Source organism: Brevundimonas sp. NIBR10 (genome assembly GCF_027912515.1).
Classification (GTDB): domain Bacteria; phylum Pseudomonadota; class Alphaproteobacteria; order Caulobacterales; family Caulobacteraceae; genus Brevundimonas.
Genome location: NZ_CP115464.1, coordinates 2359005 through 2372581, shown reverse-complemented (window position 1 = coordinate 2372581; position 13577 = coordinate 2359005). Strand labels below are relative to the sequence as shown.

Below are 13577 nucleotides of genomic sequence, written 5' to 3'. Positions count from 1 at the left end.
ACGGCGAAACCGGAGGGCGTCCGCATGGACGCCCTCCGCCATTCGTCATCAGCAGTTGGAGCCGGCAGCCAGGCCGCAGGTCCAGCCCAGGTACCAGGTGTCCGCCGCATTCCGGACGGCACCGATGTAGGTCACGTTCGAGAAGAACGAGTACAGTGCGTTGCCGTTGGTCGGCGTCACCAGGGCCGCATTGCCGCCCGTGATGAAGATCAGCGAGCTGTTCTGGATCGTGGCACCGGCCGGGGCCAGCAGACCCGTCGATGAGCCGTTCGGGGTGTTGAACACATTGGTCGCCGACAGGAAGACAGCTTCGGTCGCCGCGCCGTTGACGCTGGTATCGTTCTCGTAGGGACGCGAGCAGGCGAAGTAGACCGAGCGGAAGATCGGGGCGTTGGTCACCGTCTGGGCGTCGTCGATGTCCAGGCAGGCCGCGGCCGAGGTCGAGGGGTTGGTCACGATCGAGTTGATGATCGTGGGCTGGGTGCCGGTGTTCAGGGTCAGCAGGGCATCGGCGGCGACGGCGGCGTTACGGCCGACGATGGTGAAGTTCGACACCTTGGGCTGGGCGAAGAAGGCGGTGCCGGACGGAGCGGCCGACCATTCGAAGCCACGGCTGCCGTTGGTCACGGCGGTCGGCTTCTGGGTGATGATGCCGAACTGGGCCCCACCGCGCCAGCCGGTGTCGGTGTCCAGGCCGTCGTCGTCGGCGCCGTTGATGACGATGTTCTTCAGGTTGACGGTGCCGCCAAAGATTTCGATGCCGTCATCCGACGAGTTGTAGGACTGGAAGAACTCGACCACCGTGCCGTTGCCGACGCCGGCCAGGGTCAGGGCCTGAAGCTCGTTGTTCGGCGACAGCTCGAAGCCCGAATAGTTGACCTGGACATAGCGCAGGCGGCCCGAGTTATCGGCCGGCGAGTTGCCGCCGTAGTTGGCGCTGGTGCCTTCGACCTGACCGACGCAGGCCGCGTTCGGCGCGGTCACGCCGACGGGGCAGACGGCGGTCGGGGCGCGACCGGCGATCACGATGCCGCCCCACTGGCCCTGCGAGGTCGCGGTCGTCGTGCCCTCGATGTTCTGGCGGCTGGTGAAGATAATCGGGTTGGTTGCGGTGCCTTCTGCGAAAATCTGCGAGCCGCGGTTGACCAGCAGATAGTCGGTGCCGCCGGAGGCGAAGACCTTGACGCCCGGATCGATGGTCAGGACGCCCTGCACACTGCCGGCGACGGGCGCGGTCGGATCAGCGCCGCGATCGGTGCCGACTTCGGTGCGGCCCGAGATCGAATAGATGGTGCCGGCGCGGACCGACAGGGTCAGGGAGCCGGTGATGGTGGCGGGCAGCTGGCAGGCGCGCAGCGTGCCGTTGGCGACCAGGCCGACGTTCGACAGGCCGGTCGGGCAATCCGCAGCGGGCGTGCCGGGCGTCGGGGTCGTAGGCGTGGTGGGGGTCGTCGGCGTGGTCGGCGTGGTGCCGCCGCCGAAGTCGCCTTCGCCGGGCGAAGCCACTTCGGCCGAGCCGCACGCGGCCAGGGTCAGGGCGCTGGCGGCGACCGTCAGGAGGGTTGTCAGTCGAAAGCCGGTCATCATGTCCACCATGTCTGATCAATGTCGCGACAGGATGGATGCGCGGCGTCATGCCTCGCGTCCGACGATGTTTCGCCCAACCTGCCCGCCGCTTTCACTAGGGAAGGTCTGTGACGCCGTCCGCGCCGAACCATGACGGTTCCAGCGCGCTTGTGTGAAGTTGTCGTATCGCGATGATGACTGTTGATCCGGACCCGTCGGATTCATTCGAGCCAAAAAAAGCCCGACGCGAGCGCCGGGCGAAATCAGTCTGGTGATGGTGGGTGTCCTCAAGAAGAAGACAGTCCCAGAGAACGCCGATTGGGTTAACGCGACGCTAACGGCGTCAGGCCGGGTCCGGGAACCAGGCGTTCTGTATCGCCCCGCCCGGCGTGTTCCAGGACACCATACGCCCGCCGGGGCCTCTTTCGACCGAGAACGAGGCCGGGCTGCCGGTCGGCGGCGACGGGATGGAGTAGACCCGGTCCTCGACCACGACGACCCGCGAACCGGATGCCAGAGGAAGGACCCAGCGCCCATCCTGGTTTGCCTGGATTTCGACCGGGCTTCCGTCCGTCGTCACCTCGGTTGGCCCCTGAGCGGCGGCACGTCCGGATGCGAGCAGATTCCGCCCATCGCCGTCGATCACGTCCAGCGGTCCTGCCTGATCCAGCCGGAGGCTGGGCCCGCCGGGGGTCAGAAGGGCGATGGGCCCCGCGATGTCAGCACTGACCAGCAGTCGGTAAGTCGCGGGCGTCGCGTCCTGACCGGTCTGGGTCTCGACCATGAACAGGGCGGCCTCCCGGGGGGCGTCGATACGGACCGAGAAACGCCCGCTGGCGTCGGCGCTGGTGGCATAGGCGATGCCTCCCGGGCCACGCACGACCACCCGCCCGTCCGGCGCGGCGCGGCCGCCCAGCATCAGGCCGTCCTGACGCCTTTCCACGCTTTCCACCTGAGGCGTCATGACCCAGGCCGAGGCCTCGGCAGCGGCCGACTTCGGCGCGCTTTGCGGCGCGGTACAGGCCGCGGTCGACGCCAGGGCGACGCCGATGACCAAAGCTGTGACTCGCCTCGACAACAGATTCGCCCGTTTCATCCCGCTCGCCGGCCCTATAGGACTGTCGCCCCAGATAGACCGTCGCGCGGCGGCCTGTCTCGCATTTCCGTCCGAGGCCCCATGTCTGTTCTTTCCGCGACCGTCGCCCCCTACGAAGGCCGTTCCGTCTGTCTGTTCTGTGCCTCCTCCGACGGCGCGGATCCTGCCTATCTCGAGGCGGCGCGTGAGTTCGGTGCCGCTACGGCCCGTGTCGGCTGGCGGCTGGTCTATGGCGGAGGCGGCGTCGGCCTGATGGGGGCCTCGGCCCGCGCGGCCCACGCAGCCGACGGACGCGTCGTCGGCATCATGCCCGGCTTCCTGCGCAGCCGCGAACGCCTGTTCGACGAGGTGGAGACCGTGGTCGTCACCTCCATGCACGAGCGCAAACAGCTGATGTACGACAACTCCGATGCCTTCGTGGTGGCCCCTGGCGGCGTCGGGACGCTGGAAGAGGTCGTCGAACTGCTGTCATGGAAACGGCTGGACCTGCATGCCAAGCCGATCATCTTTCTCAACATCAAGGGCTTCTGGGACACCTTCTTCACCCTCGTCGACCACAGCGTCGCCGAGGGCATGACGCCGGCATCCTTCCTCCAGGCCTATTCGGTCTGTGACACGGTCGAAGACGCGATCACCCTGATGCAGCAGGACCACGAAGGCCCGGTGTTGCGGTTCGATCCCAGATAGATGATCATCGATCACTTATTGTCGCAGCGCAGCGAAAACGGCTTGACAGTTTTCTAAAGAAACTGACAGTGGGGCATCGGATGCGCATCGTGCGGCTCCGAACGCCATACGGAGACCTCCCATGCGCGCACTCGCTCTTGCCGCCGCCCTGATGCTGGCCGGCACCGCCCCTGCCTTCGCCCAGTCCAACGCGTCCAGCTTCACGGTCCAGAACGTCGCCTTCACGCCGAGCGCACCGGTCATCATCGACGGCACCAACTGGCGCTGCGGGACCAACAACCTCTGTGTCGGCACCGGTGTGGGCGCCAACCAGCCCGCCACGCGGGCCTGCCGCCGGGTCGTCGCCAAGGTCGGCGTGGCCCTGGCCAGCTTCACCTACAAGGGCGTGACCCTGACGGACGCCCAACTGGCGACCTGCAACACCGCCGCCGCCTGATCGCTTGATCAGGCTGAAATCAGGGCCGGACGGGCGACCGTCCGGCCCTTTTCGTATCAGGCGGTCTCGCCGTTGAGCCGTTGCACCATCCGATCGCGCCCGATCAGCGGAATGATAGTCGCCATGTCCGGCCCGTGCGCCTGGCCTGTCAGGATCAGCCGCAGCGGCATGAACAGGGTCTTGCCCTTGGCCCCGGTCGCCTCCTTGACGGCCGAGGTCCAGGCCGACCAGGCCGTCTCGTCGATCACGGCCGGCAGCAACCCCAGCGCCGCCTCGGCGAATGCCGCATCTTCGATCATCGGCGTCACCGGCCCCTGGACGATCCGAGCCTGATCGACCACGTCACCGAACTTGACCAGGTTCGGCCGGACGGCGTTCCAGAAGGTCTCGCCCAGGTCGACGCCCAAGGCTGCCAGCCTCACCTGCGCGGCCGAATACGGCATGGCGTGCAGGGCCTGGGCGTTCAGCCGGTCGAGATCGGCCGTGTCGTACCGCGCCGGAGACCGGCCCATCTTGGTGAAGGCGAAGGTATCGCCCAGCGCGTCGACCGAGGCACCGACTTCCAGCGGATCGGATGTGCCGATCCGGCCCAGATGGCTGGTGATGGCTATCGGCTCATATCCCTGCTCTCGCATCTCGGCGATCGACAGCGAGCCCAGCCGCTTTGACAGGGCCTGACCGTCGGCACCGACCAGCAGCGGCATATGGGCAAAACCCGGCGTTGGGCCGCCGAGAGCCTCGAAGATTTCGATCTGTGCCCCGGTGTTGGTGACGTGATCCTCACCACGGATGACATGGGTAATCCCCATGTCGATGTCGTCCACCACCGACGGCAGGGTGTAGAGGAACAACCCGTCCTCGCGGACCAGCACGGGATCCGACATCGAGGTCGTGTCCACCTCGGCATGACCGCGCGCCAGGTCCTCCCAGGCGACACGGCGACCTTCCAGCTTGAACCGCCAGTGGGGCTTTCGACCTTCGGCCTCGAACGCCGCCTTGTCGGCCTCGGTCAGGTCCAGCGCGGCCCGGTCATAGATGGGCGGCAGGCCGCGTGCCAACTGCACCTTGCGCCGCCGATCCAGCTCCTCACCCGTCTCGTAACAGGGATAAAGCCGCCCGGCTGCCTTCAGCCGCGATGCCGCTTCCTCATAGCGATCGAAACGCTTGGACTGGTTGTACCGCTCGTCCCAGACCAGCCCCAGCCATGTCAGGTCGTCCTCGATCCCCTGCTCGAACGCGGCCGTCGAGCGCGCCAGATCGGTGTCGTCGATGCGCAAGACGAACGCCCCCCCCTGTCCCTTGGCGAACATCCAGTTGACAAGGGCGGTCCGCACATTGCCGACGTGCAGCTTCCCGGTTGGTGACGGGGCGAAACGGACCTTGACGGGCGGGTTGGCGGACATGACAGGCGACCTCGAAAGCGAGGCGCGTAGGTCGGTTACAGGGGTGGCGAAGTCAAGGCGCAGGTTGGAGGCCCGTGAGTGTCATGATAGGCTGGCATTTGTCATGAACGCGCCCGTCCAGATTCGAAAGCCCGAAGTTGCAGAGCGGCTGAGAAGCCTGGCGCGCCTCGAGGGCAAGTCCATCACCGAACTGGTCGAGGAAATGGTGCGCGAACGCGACGAGCGGCTGACCTCCTCGCGCGAGGCCGATATCGCCGAGCGTCGCCGTGGCGTCGAAGAGGCCGTCCGTCGGTTCAACGCCCTGCCGATCGTTGGTCCCCTGCTGACGGACGATGACCTCTATGATGAAGACGGCCTGCCGAAGTGATTGCCGTAGACGCGTCGGCCCTGGTGGCCATTCTGCTCGAGGAACCCGAGGCGATCTCGTTTCGGGAGTTCCTGCTGGCTCAACCCCACCTCGTGCTTTCGCCGATCGGATACTGGGAGGCGACGACCCGACTACGAAGTCTGCGGGGAGATTCTGGCGTTGCTGAGTTGCAGTCGGTTATCCACGACCTTCGTATCCGGGTGGCACCCGCGACCCGGGAGACGGCCAGACTGGCTTGCGATGCCGAAGCGACCTTCGGCAAGCGAACGGCGGCGAAACTCAATCTCGGTGACTGCTTCGCCTACGCCCTGGCAAAGGAGACTGACGCGCCGCTTTTGTTCAAGGGCAATGATTTCAGCGAAACAGACGTCGTCCCCGCCATTCCTGCCTGATCGCCTGACGATCAGTCGTCCCGGTGGACCCGCTCGCGGCGTTCGTGGCGTTCCTGGGCTTCAACCGACAGGGTCGCGGTCGGACGGGCTTCCAGCCGACCAAGGCCGATCGGTTCGCCGGTGTCCTCGCAATAGCCATAGGAGCCGTCCTCGATACGGCGGAGGGCGTCCTCGATCTTGGAGATCAGCTTGCGCTGTCGATCCCGCGTGCGCAGTTCCAGCGCCCGGTCCGAGGCCGAGGACGCGCGGTCCAGCAGATCGGGATGGTTCTCCGTCTCGGCCTTCAGATTGACCACCGTGCCCTTGGACTCGCGCAGGATGTCGTCCCGCCAGGCCATCAGCTTGTGTTTGAAATAGGCCAGTTGCCGTTCGTTCATGAACGGCTCGTCGTCGGACGGCCGATAGGCGACCGGTTCCGGAACAACGACAGAGGCAACTGCGGTCATCGCACTCACACTCATACTAAACACCCCCCTGCGGCGTCGTCCTGCCTATAGGCAGATGACAGAGTCGGAGCAACACAGGTCGCGCGTCCGTGATCGCCGTTTGGTTGTCCGTGGCGTCGGCGTGACATTTCTTCATCACCGACGGTGCTCGCAGGCGAAATAACCCAGCGATTCGACGGATTTATGCTGCACTGCGGCGAACTTCCGCCTTGGCGAGTTCCACCGCCGCGCGCAGATCGATCTGGTTAAGAAGGTCGGTCAGACCCGGCTCATCGTCGTCGGTCCTGGCCTCGCGCACGTCCCGACCGAGCCGTTCAAGCGCCCCCTCCCCGGCTTCCCCCGACAGCAGGGCGATCTTGAGCTCGTCCAGACGGTCCAGCAGACCGCCGCCGCGCCGGATGGCCCGACGCCGGCGTTCGGTCGCGGTTTCGACCCCTTGCAAGGCCATCAGGGCCGACAGACCGGCGACATTGGTCGTGGCAGGGGCTGCGGGTGCGGCCGTCGACGCAGACGCGCCAGCCGTTGATCCCAGGCTGAAACCGCCCGTCGCACGCGCCGCACGAGACGGCGTCGAGGTCGTCGGGGCCGAGGGGCCGGTCACCTTCATGAAAGCACGCTCCGGGACATGAGCCACCCTCGCCGGGGACCGTCACTGTTTGGTTAACGGCCAGGCAAGTTTTGCCGCCTCGACACCAGACCAAATCATCAACCAGCTGTAAAATAATCAAATTCCCTGCGGCACGGCCTTCGCATGAGACGCGACGTCAGTCCTCCAGGATCGCTGCCCGATGCAGAAGTTGCTTACCCGCCTGATCGCTCCCCTCGCCGTCCTGGCGATGATGGCCTGCGCCGGCGGGGCGCTTGCCCAGTCCCGCATCAAGGACATCGCCTCGGTCGAAGGCGTCCGCACCAACCAGTTGGTCGGATACGGCCTCGTCGTCGGCCTTAACGGCACCGGCGACTCGCTGCGTAACGCCCCCTTCACCCGTCAGTCACTGGAGGGGATGACCGAGCGGCTGGGCGTCAATATCCGCGGTGCCAACGCCAACACCAAGAACACCGCCGCCGTCCTGGTCACCGCCGAACTGCCCCCCTTCGCCACGCCGGGCGCCCGCATCGATGTCGCTGTCGCCAGCCTGGGCGACGCCAAGAGCCTGCTGGGCGGGACCTTGATCGTCACCAGCCTGCAAGGGGCCGACGGTCAGGTCTATGCGGTGGCGCAAGGGTCGGTCCAGACCGGTTCGGTCTCCGGCTCGGGCGGTTCGGGATCGTCCGTCACACGCGGCGTGCCGACCGCCGGACGCATCGCCTCGGGTGCCACGGTCGAGGCCGAGACCGGTTTCAACCTGGACGGCATGGCCGAGGTTCGCCTGACCCTGCGCAATCCCGACTTCACCACGGCCCAGCGGGTCGCCGCCGCCATCAACCAGACCTATCCCGGCACGGCCTTGGCAGAGAACGGTTCGGTCATCGCCCTGCGCGCGCCGGCCCAGCTCGGCATGGCGGGCTTCATCAGCCGGGTCGAGAACCTGCCCGTCGCCGTCGACGTGCCCGCCAAGGTGATCATCGACGAGGTCAACGGCGTCATCGTCATGGGCGAGGCGGTACGGGTCTCCACCGTCGCCATCGCGCAAGGCAACCTGACCATCTCCGTTCAGGAAAGCCCCCAGGTCAGCCAGCCGGCCCCCTTCAGTCAGGGCCAGACCGCCGTCGTCCCCCAGTCCGACGTGACGGTCGAGGAGGAACTCGGCCGCGAGATCAGGCTCGTGAACGGCGGAACCTCGCTCTCCACCCTGGTCAATGGCCTGAACGCCCTGGGCGTCTCGCCGCGCGACATGATCTCCATCCTCCAGGCCATCAAGGCCGCCGGTGCCCTCCAGGCCGAAATCGAGGTGATGTGATGATCGAAGTCACCTCTCCCCTCGCCGCCATCGCGCCCACCCCGGCCCAGCTGGCTCAAACCGCCCGGATGCGCCGCACCGCTGAGGACTTCGAGACCAGCTTCATGTCGCAGATGATGAAGCCGATGTTCGAGGGCCTGTCGACCGACGGCATGTTCGGCGGCGGCGAGGCCGAGGCCACCTGGCGCAGCTTCCTCATCGATGCCATGGCCAAACAGACCGTCAAGGCCGGCGGTATCGGCCTGACCGACACGGTCATGGCCGAGATGATCAAGATGCAGGAGCAGGGCCGGTGAACGCCTCGGACCCCATCACCGCAACAGCCCATGCGCGACGCCTTGTCGCTCTGACCGACCGTTTGACTGAACGGCTTGAGGCCGAGACCCGTGCCTTCGCCGAACGGCGTCCCGGCGATGTCGTGGCCAGCCTGCCCCAGACCCAGGACCTGACCAATCAGTATCGCCGAGAGTCCGCCCAGCTGAAGGCCGCGCCCGGCCTGATGTCTCAGGCCCCGAGCAGCGAACGCATGGCCCTGATCCGCGCGACCGAACGGTTCGAGGCGGTGCTCGCCAGACACGCCCGCGCCGTCGAGGCCGCCCGAATCATCTCCGAAGGCCTGATCCAGACGATCGCCGCCGAGGTCGCCGGGGCCCGCGCCATGGGCACCGGTTACGGCGCGACGGGCCGCGCCTATCAGGGTGACGGCCGCGCCATCACATTGAACCGCAGCGCCTGAGGTCCATGCGGGAGATTGAACACGGCAAACCAGCCGGTTAACCCTTCTGGACGGCGAAGCCTAAACCTTTTGTGGGTTAGATTTCGAGAATGCAGCTTCGCCACCGCCTTCTGGGTTTCGCCTTCGCATCGGGCGATCTGCTGATCGAGATGCAGCCGGACGGGTCCGTCACGTTCGCGCTCGGGGCCGGCCCGACCAGCAATGTGACCCCGGCCAGCCTTCATGGCCGCCCATTCGACGCCCTGATCGTACACCGACCCGAAGCGGTCGCCGCCGCCCTCTCCGCCCTGGAACCCGGGGGTCGGCTCGCCCCAATGGAAATCCTCATGGCGTGCGGCCAAGGCAGGGTCCGTCGCGCGACCCTGGCCGCCTTCGTCCTGCCTGATCTCGCGCCGAGCATTTCCTGTTCGATCCGCTACGAAGGCCCGGCCTTCACCTTGGCGTCCTCCCAGGAAGAGGCACGGCCCGCCGAACTGATCGATGCGGAAGCCTTCCTCGCTCGCGCGAGGACGGTCCTGGCCGGTGGCGAACCCGCCAGTCTGGCCGTCGCCTTTGTCGATGTCGCCGGCCTGAAGGCGTCTGGCACGGAGAACATGCGAGCCGCCGCCCGGATTGAAGCGGCGCTGCAATCGGCGTCTGTCGGCGGCGCGGCGTCACGACTGACGGAAGATCGCTATGCCGTACTGCGCGACCAGAATGACACGCGCGACATCCTCGGCGAGGTCGGGGAGCTGGCACGCGACGAAGGCCTGGACGTCGATGTCACCGGCTCGATCGCCGACCTGTCGGGAGCGTCACCGGTCAACGCCCTTCGCGCCCTGCGCTTCGCCATCCAGAGCTGCCTGGTCGACGGATGCGACAGTCGTCCCGACGAGGCTTTCGACGCCGCCCTGGCTCGCACCCTGCGCGAGGCCGACCAGTTTCGCGCCATGGTCCGGGGGCGCGATTTCGCTCTGCATTATCAGCCGATCGTGGCCCTCGACACCGGGGCGGTCCACCATTTCGAGGCCCTGGCCCGCTTCGGCTGGGGAAGCCCAGGCCAGACCATCCAGATGGCCGAGGAACTCGCGCTGATCGAGGGATTCGACCTGGCCGTCGCGGAAAAGGCTATCCAGCGCCTGCGCCAGCCCGGTTCGGGCCTGCTGAAGATCGCCGTCAACGTCTCGGGCGCTTCCCTGGCCGACGATGCCTACGTCCAACACCTGCTGCGCATGACCGCCGCCATGCCTCAGGATCGTCGTCGCCTGATCGTCGAGGTCACCGAATCCGCCGCCCTGGCCGACATCGGAGCCGCCAATCGCCGGCTGGGTGCCCTGCGCCAGGCGGGTATCCAGATCTGCATCGACGACTTCGGTGCCGGCGCCGCTTCGTTCGACTATATCCACGGCCTGTCGGTCGACACCGTCAAGATCGACGGCAAGTTCGTCAGGGGGCTGGGATCCGACGCCCGCGCCCGCACCCTGATCGCCCACCTGGTCGAGATGTGCGGATCATTGGACCTGACCACCATCGCCGAGTTTGTGGAGACCCAAGACCAGGCCGACATCCTGCGCGACCTTGGCGTCGACTACGGCCAGGGCTGGCTGTTCGGCAAGGCCGAACCCGAACCCCGAACGGTGATCGCTGCCGCCGCGCCGGCCCGACGACGCGGGACGGTCGAAGCCTGGGGCTAGGCCCTGCGCGGGCACACAGCGCCGCCTTCGGTGAGTGCAACAAACGCCTTTGACCCGCCGTGGCCTCAGGGCTTGTCGCGAGCCTTGGTGGCCGCATCCATAAGCCTCAATCCGCTTATTTCGGCGGCATCCGGGGTCATTTTCAGCTTGGCTTCCGGAGGATCGACCGCCTCGACATAGCCGTCCACAGCCTCCGGCTTCAGAGGTTCAATGATGGTCGGTGTATCATCATTCCTGGTCATGCGAACTCAACTCGGATCAATCACCGCTGTTCCACGGCCTCGCGCCTCCGCACCGTCGAGCCCGATCACTTCATCCACCTCAATCGCCTCCACAAACGCGGCATCATGACTGACCACCATCAGGGCACCGTCATAGGCCCGGAGCGCTGCCTCCACCGCCTCGATCGCGTCGAGGTCGAGATGGTTGGTCGGTTCGTCCAGCACGAGAAGCTGCGCCGGCCGGGCGCCTCCGAGGACACAGGCCAGGCCTGCCCTCAACCGCTCGCCGCCTGACAGGCCCTCGACCCGCTTGTCGCCGGCGACGTTGCGGAACAGGAACCGCGCCAGGGCCGCACGCGCGTCCTGATCCGTGGCCTCGGGGTTGAGGCGCCGGAACGCCTCGACCAGTGTTTCGCCGGCATGCAGCAGGCCGACATCCTGATCCAGGATGGCCGCGCGCACCGGTCGTTCGACGCTGCCGGACGTCGGTTCCAGCAGCCCAACCGCCAACCGCAGCAGGGTGGTCTTGCCGGCCCCGTTCGGACCGGTGATCGCCACCCGCCGGGGTCCCGTGATCGACAGGTCGAGCGGCCCGACGATCCGTCGCCCCTGCGGCGTCGCCCAGACGGCCTCGTCCATCCGCAGCACGGTCCGCCCCGCCGCCAGCCCCGACGAAGGCATCGGAATGGAGAGCTCGCGGACCCGTTCGACGCGCGCCCGGGCCTCAGCCAGCGCGGCCTCGGCCCCTTCCAGGCGTCGTTCGGCCAGCCGACCTTCACGGGCACCGGAGCCTTCGGCCCGTTCGGCCATCATCCCCAGCGCGATCTTGGGTGCCGAGCCCGAAGCCGCGAAGGCCCGACCGGCCCGATCCCGCCGCGCCTTCTTCTCCATTGCGCGAGCCCCCTCGCGCTGCGCCCGCTCGACCTCGCGCCCGGCCGTCGCCAACTCCCGCTCCGCCGCAGCCCGCTCCGCTGTCTTGCGTTCGAGATAGAGGTCGTAGTTGCCGCCATCGACCGACGCCCCCAGGCTCGACAGTTCGACGATCCGGTCCATCCGCCGCAGCAGTTCGCGATCGTGGCTGACCACCACCGCCCCGCCGGTCCAGCGCCCCAGAACCTGCGCCACAATAGCCCGGCCCTCGGCGTCGAGATGGTTCGTCGGCTCATCGAGCAGCAACAGATCCGGTGCGGCGATCAACAAGCCCGCCAGTCGTACCCGCGTCTGCTCCCCGCCGCTCAGGCTGGCCGTCGCGCGCGACAGGTCGAGGCCTGCCAGCCCGACCTGTTCCAGAGCATCCTCAATCCGCGCATCCAGACCCCAATCGGCTTCTGCCAGATCCTTGGCGGTCCCCTCGCCCGCCAGCACCCGAGCGACCACCGCCCAACCATCTGCTACGCCGAGTGTCAGAGCCACCGTTTCGTCGGGAGAAGGATTGACCCTCTGGGCCAGGACGCCGACCGAGCCGCCGCGCCAGACCGTCCCCTCGGACACCGGCTGCTCGCCGACGAGCACGCGCAGCAGCGTGGACTTGCCGACACCGTTGCGCCCGACCACGCCGGTTCGTTCGCCGCTGAAAGCGAGGCTCAGATTGTCGAGGAGTGTGGACCCGTCCGGCGTGCGGACGGTAACCCGATCGAGGACGGCACCCGGCTTAGCGGCGGGTACGCCTGTCCTGGATGTGGACCTTGACCCGCTTGGGCTTGGGGAGGGACGAGACATAGAGAACCATCAACATCGCGGATGCGGAAAGGGCGGCGCCGATTTCCAGGGCGATGATCATGGGCTCAGGTCTCCTCGCAGGATCGCGATCGGTCAAAGATGGCTTCACCTGCCGACCGATGCAAGCGCGACGGTGTCTGGCTCTGAACACGGCTGTGTGACAGGCTGACGTCAGGAGACCCAACCATGCGTATCGTTCCGCTAGCCACCTGCCTCGCCGCCGCCCTGTCGACCACGGCCTGCGCCTCGATGGGCGGCGAATCCGACGGCCCGCCCGGCGAGCCGGATCTCGCCCGCTCAGCCGGCGAGCCCGCACCGCCCCAGGCTGCATTCTATGCCGACTGCATCGCCGCGGCGGCCGCCACGAAATCCTATGTGAAGGAGCCGGGCGAGAACTTCCTGCGCTTCACCTGCACCGGCCGGGTCGCCCGCGCCTTTTACGACGCTTTGGGTCCGTGGAGCGCATCGCAAGGTTCGGAATACGTCGTCGCCGGCCGCACCGAACGCTTCGGCCAGCGCCTCGTCGAGAACACCGTCGGCATCGACAGTTGCTCCACCGACGGCACCGGCGACTACCGCTGCACTGTGGTGCTCAACGTTGGGGAATTTTTGAGCGCGGATTGACTACTCCGAGCGGGCGACGAGGGCGGCGCGACGGGCCAGCACAGCCGATCTGAACGCCTCGCGGACCTTGTTCATCAAGGCGGCGGGCAAGACACCGTAGGCCACCCCGCCAGGACCCGCACCCGGCGGGAACCGCAGATCAGGTCCTGGCCAGACGAAGCGGTTTGCTTCCGTGACCATGATCCATGATCGTTCTGCATCGAGCCCAAGTCGCGCCTTGGTGGCAGCAGGGATTTCGATCGCATGCTCTGGCAACCGAGGCGGCGAATGAGTGATCGGCAGGACCACCACCTGACGATCCCCCGCAGCG

Annotated in this window: 18 protein-coding genes; 9 read left to right on the top strand and 9 right to left on the bottom strand. The window is 67.0% G+C overall.

What is annotated here, in order from left to right; all coding sequences use genetic code 11:
- Positions 1-48 precede the first annotated feature (48 nt).
- Together O5K39_RS11630 and O5K39_RS11625 are read right to left on the bottom strand one after the other, a co-directional pair.
- Positions 49-1587: a hypothetical protein gene (locus tag O5K39_RS11630; RefSeq protein WP_271143789.1), complete on the bottom strand. Its 1539-nt coding sequence runs from the start codon at positions 1585-1587 to the stop codon at positions 49-51.
- 322 nt (positions 1588-1909) lie between these two features.
- Positions 1910-2662, bottom strand: a complete 753-nt coding sequence (locus O5K39_RS11625) for a hypothetical protein (protein WP_271143788.1) — start codon at positions 2660-2662, stop codon at positions 1910-1912.
- 81 nt (positions 2663-2743) lie between these two features.
- On the opposite strand from O5K39_RS11625, the gene O5K39_RS11620 reads away from it, so the two are divergent.
- Both O5K39_RS11620 and O5K39_RS11615 read left to right on the top strand, forming a co-directional pair.
- Positions 2744-3349 (top strand): TIGR00730 family Rossman fold protein, encoded by a 606-nt coding sequence (locus O5K39_RS11620; RefSeq protein WP_271143787.1) that lies wholly within the window; start codon positions 2744-2746, stop codon positions 3347-3349.
- 121 nt (positions 3350-3470) lie between these two features.
- On the top strand, positions 3471-3785 hold the full coding sequence (locus tag O5K39_RS11615) for a hypothetical protein (RefSeq protein ID WP_271143786.1): 315 nt from the start codon (positions 3471-3473) through the stop codon (positions 3783-3785).
- A gap of 56 nt (positions 3786-3841) precedes the next feature.
- Here the strand turns inward: O5K39_RS11615 and gltX are convergent, their stop codons facing one another.
- Complete coding sequence (gene gltX, locus O5K39_RS11610) at positions 3842-5188, bottom strand: glutamate--tRNA ligase (RefSeq protein ID WP_271143785.1); 1347 nt, start codon at positions 5186-5188, stop codon at positions 3842-3844.
- A 103-nt stretch (positions 5189-5291) separates the two neighbouring features.
- Between gltX and O5K39_RS11605 the strand changes: the two genes are divergently transcribed.
- Together O5K39_RS11605 and O5K39_RS11600 are read left to right on the top strand one after the other, a co-directional pair.
- Entirely contained in the window at positions 5292-5555 is a 264-nt protein-coding gene (locus O5K39_RS11605) for a type II toxin-antitoxin system VapB family antitoxin (RefSeq protein WP_271143784.1), read from the top strand.
- The gene (locus O5K39_RS11600) at positions 5552-5947 is read left to right on the top strand and encodes a type II toxin-antitoxin system VapC family toxin (protein WP_271143783.1); all 396 of its coding nucleotides are present in this window, start codon (positions 5552-5554) and stop codon (positions 5945-5947) included. The genes O5K39_RS11605 and O5K39_RS11600 overlap by 4 nt, the downstream gene beginning before the upstream one ends.
- An 11-nt stretch (positions 5948-5958) precedes the next feature.
- On the opposite strand, the gene dksA is transcribed toward O5K39_RS11600, so the two are convergent.
- The gene (dksA, locus tag O5K39_RS11595; protein ID WP_271143782.1) at positions 5959-6393 is read right to left on the bottom strand and encodes an RNA polymerase-binding protein DksA; all 435 of its coding nucleotides are present in this window, start codon (positions 6391-6393) and stop codon (positions 5959-5961) included.
- A gap of 181 nt (positions 6394-6574) precedes the next feature.
- The gene (locus O5K39_RS11590) at positions 6575-7000 is read right to left on the bottom strand and encodes a flagellar assembly protein FliX (RefSeq protein ID WP_271143781.1); all 426 of its coding nucleotides are present in this window, start codon (positions 6998-7000) and stop codon (positions 6575-6577) included.
- Between the two features lie 229 nt (positions 7001-7229).
- On the opposite strand from O5K39_RS11590, the gene O5K39_RS11585 reads away from it, so the two are divergent.
- The 4 genes from O5K39_RS11585 (at position 7230) to O5K39_RS11570 (ending at position 10703) form a co-directional block, all read left to right on the top strand.
- Positions 7230-8294: a flagellar basal body P-ring protein FlgI gene (locus tag O5K39_RS11585; RefSeq protein WP_271147147.1), complete on the top strand. Its 1065-nt coding sequence runs from the start codon at positions 7230-7232 to the stop codon at positions 8292-8294.
- Positions 8294-8590, top strand: coding sequence for a rod-binding protein (locus O5K39_RS11580; RefSeq protein ID WP_271143780.1), 297 nt, complete (start codon positions 8294-8296; stop codon positions 8588-8590). Before O5K39_RS11585 ends, O5K39_RS11580 begins: the two co-directional genes overlap by 1 nt.
- The gene (locus tag O5K39_RS11575; protein ID WP_271143779.1) at positions 8587-9030 is read left to right on the top strand and encodes a flagellar basal-body protein FlbY; all 444 of its coding nucleotides are present in this window, start codon (positions 8587-8589) and stop codon (positions 9028-9030) included. The genes O5K39_RS11580 and O5K39_RS11575 overlap by 4 nt, the downstream gene beginning before the upstream one ends.
- Before the next feature lie 89 nt (positions 9031-9119).
- Positions 9120-10703, top strand: coding sequence for an EAL domain-containing protein (locus tag O5K39_RS11570; RefSeq protein ID WP_271143778.1), 1584 nt, complete (start codon positions 9120-9122; stop codon positions 10701-10703).
- 65 nt (positions 10704-10768) lie between these two features.
- Here O5K39_RS11570 and O5K39_RS11565 read toward each other — a convergent pair whose 3' ends face one another.
- From O5K39_RS11565 to O5K39_RS11555, 3 genes are all read right to left on the bottom strand, one after another.
- Positions 10769-10945, bottom strand: coding sequence for a hypothetical protein (locus tag O5K39_RS11565; RefSeq protein ID WP_271143777.1), 177 nt, complete (start codon positions 10943-10945; stop codon positions 10769-10771).
- 6 nt (positions 10946-10951) lie between these two features.
- Positions 10952-12511, bottom strand: coding sequence for an ABC-F family ATP-binding cassette domain-containing protein (locus O5K39_RS11560; protein ID WP_271147146.1), 1560 nt, complete (start codon positions 12509-12511; stop codon positions 10952-10954).
- 64 nt (positions 12512-12575) lie between these two features.
- Complete coding sequence (locus tag O5K39_RS11555; RefSeq protein WP_271147229.1) at positions 12576-12704, bottom strand: hypothetical protein; 129 nt, start codon at positions 12702-12704, stop codon at positions 12576-12578.
- A gap of 125 nt (positions 12705-12829) precedes the next feature.
- Here O5K39_RS11555 and O5K39_RS11550 point away from each other — a divergent pair, with 125 nt between their 5' ends.
- Entirely contained in the window at positions 12830-13267 is a 438-nt protein-coding gene (locus O5K39_RS11550; protein WP_271143776.1) for a hypothetical protein, read from the top strand.
- Here O5K39_RS11550 and O5K39_RS11545 read toward each other — a convergent pair whose 3' ends face one another.
- Positions 13268-13447, bottom strand: a complete 180-nt coding sequence (locus tag O5K39_RS11545) for a hypothetical protein (protein ID WP_271143775.1) — start codon at positions 13445-13447, stop codon at positions 13268-13270.
- Positions 13448-13577: the final 130 nt, after the last annotated feature.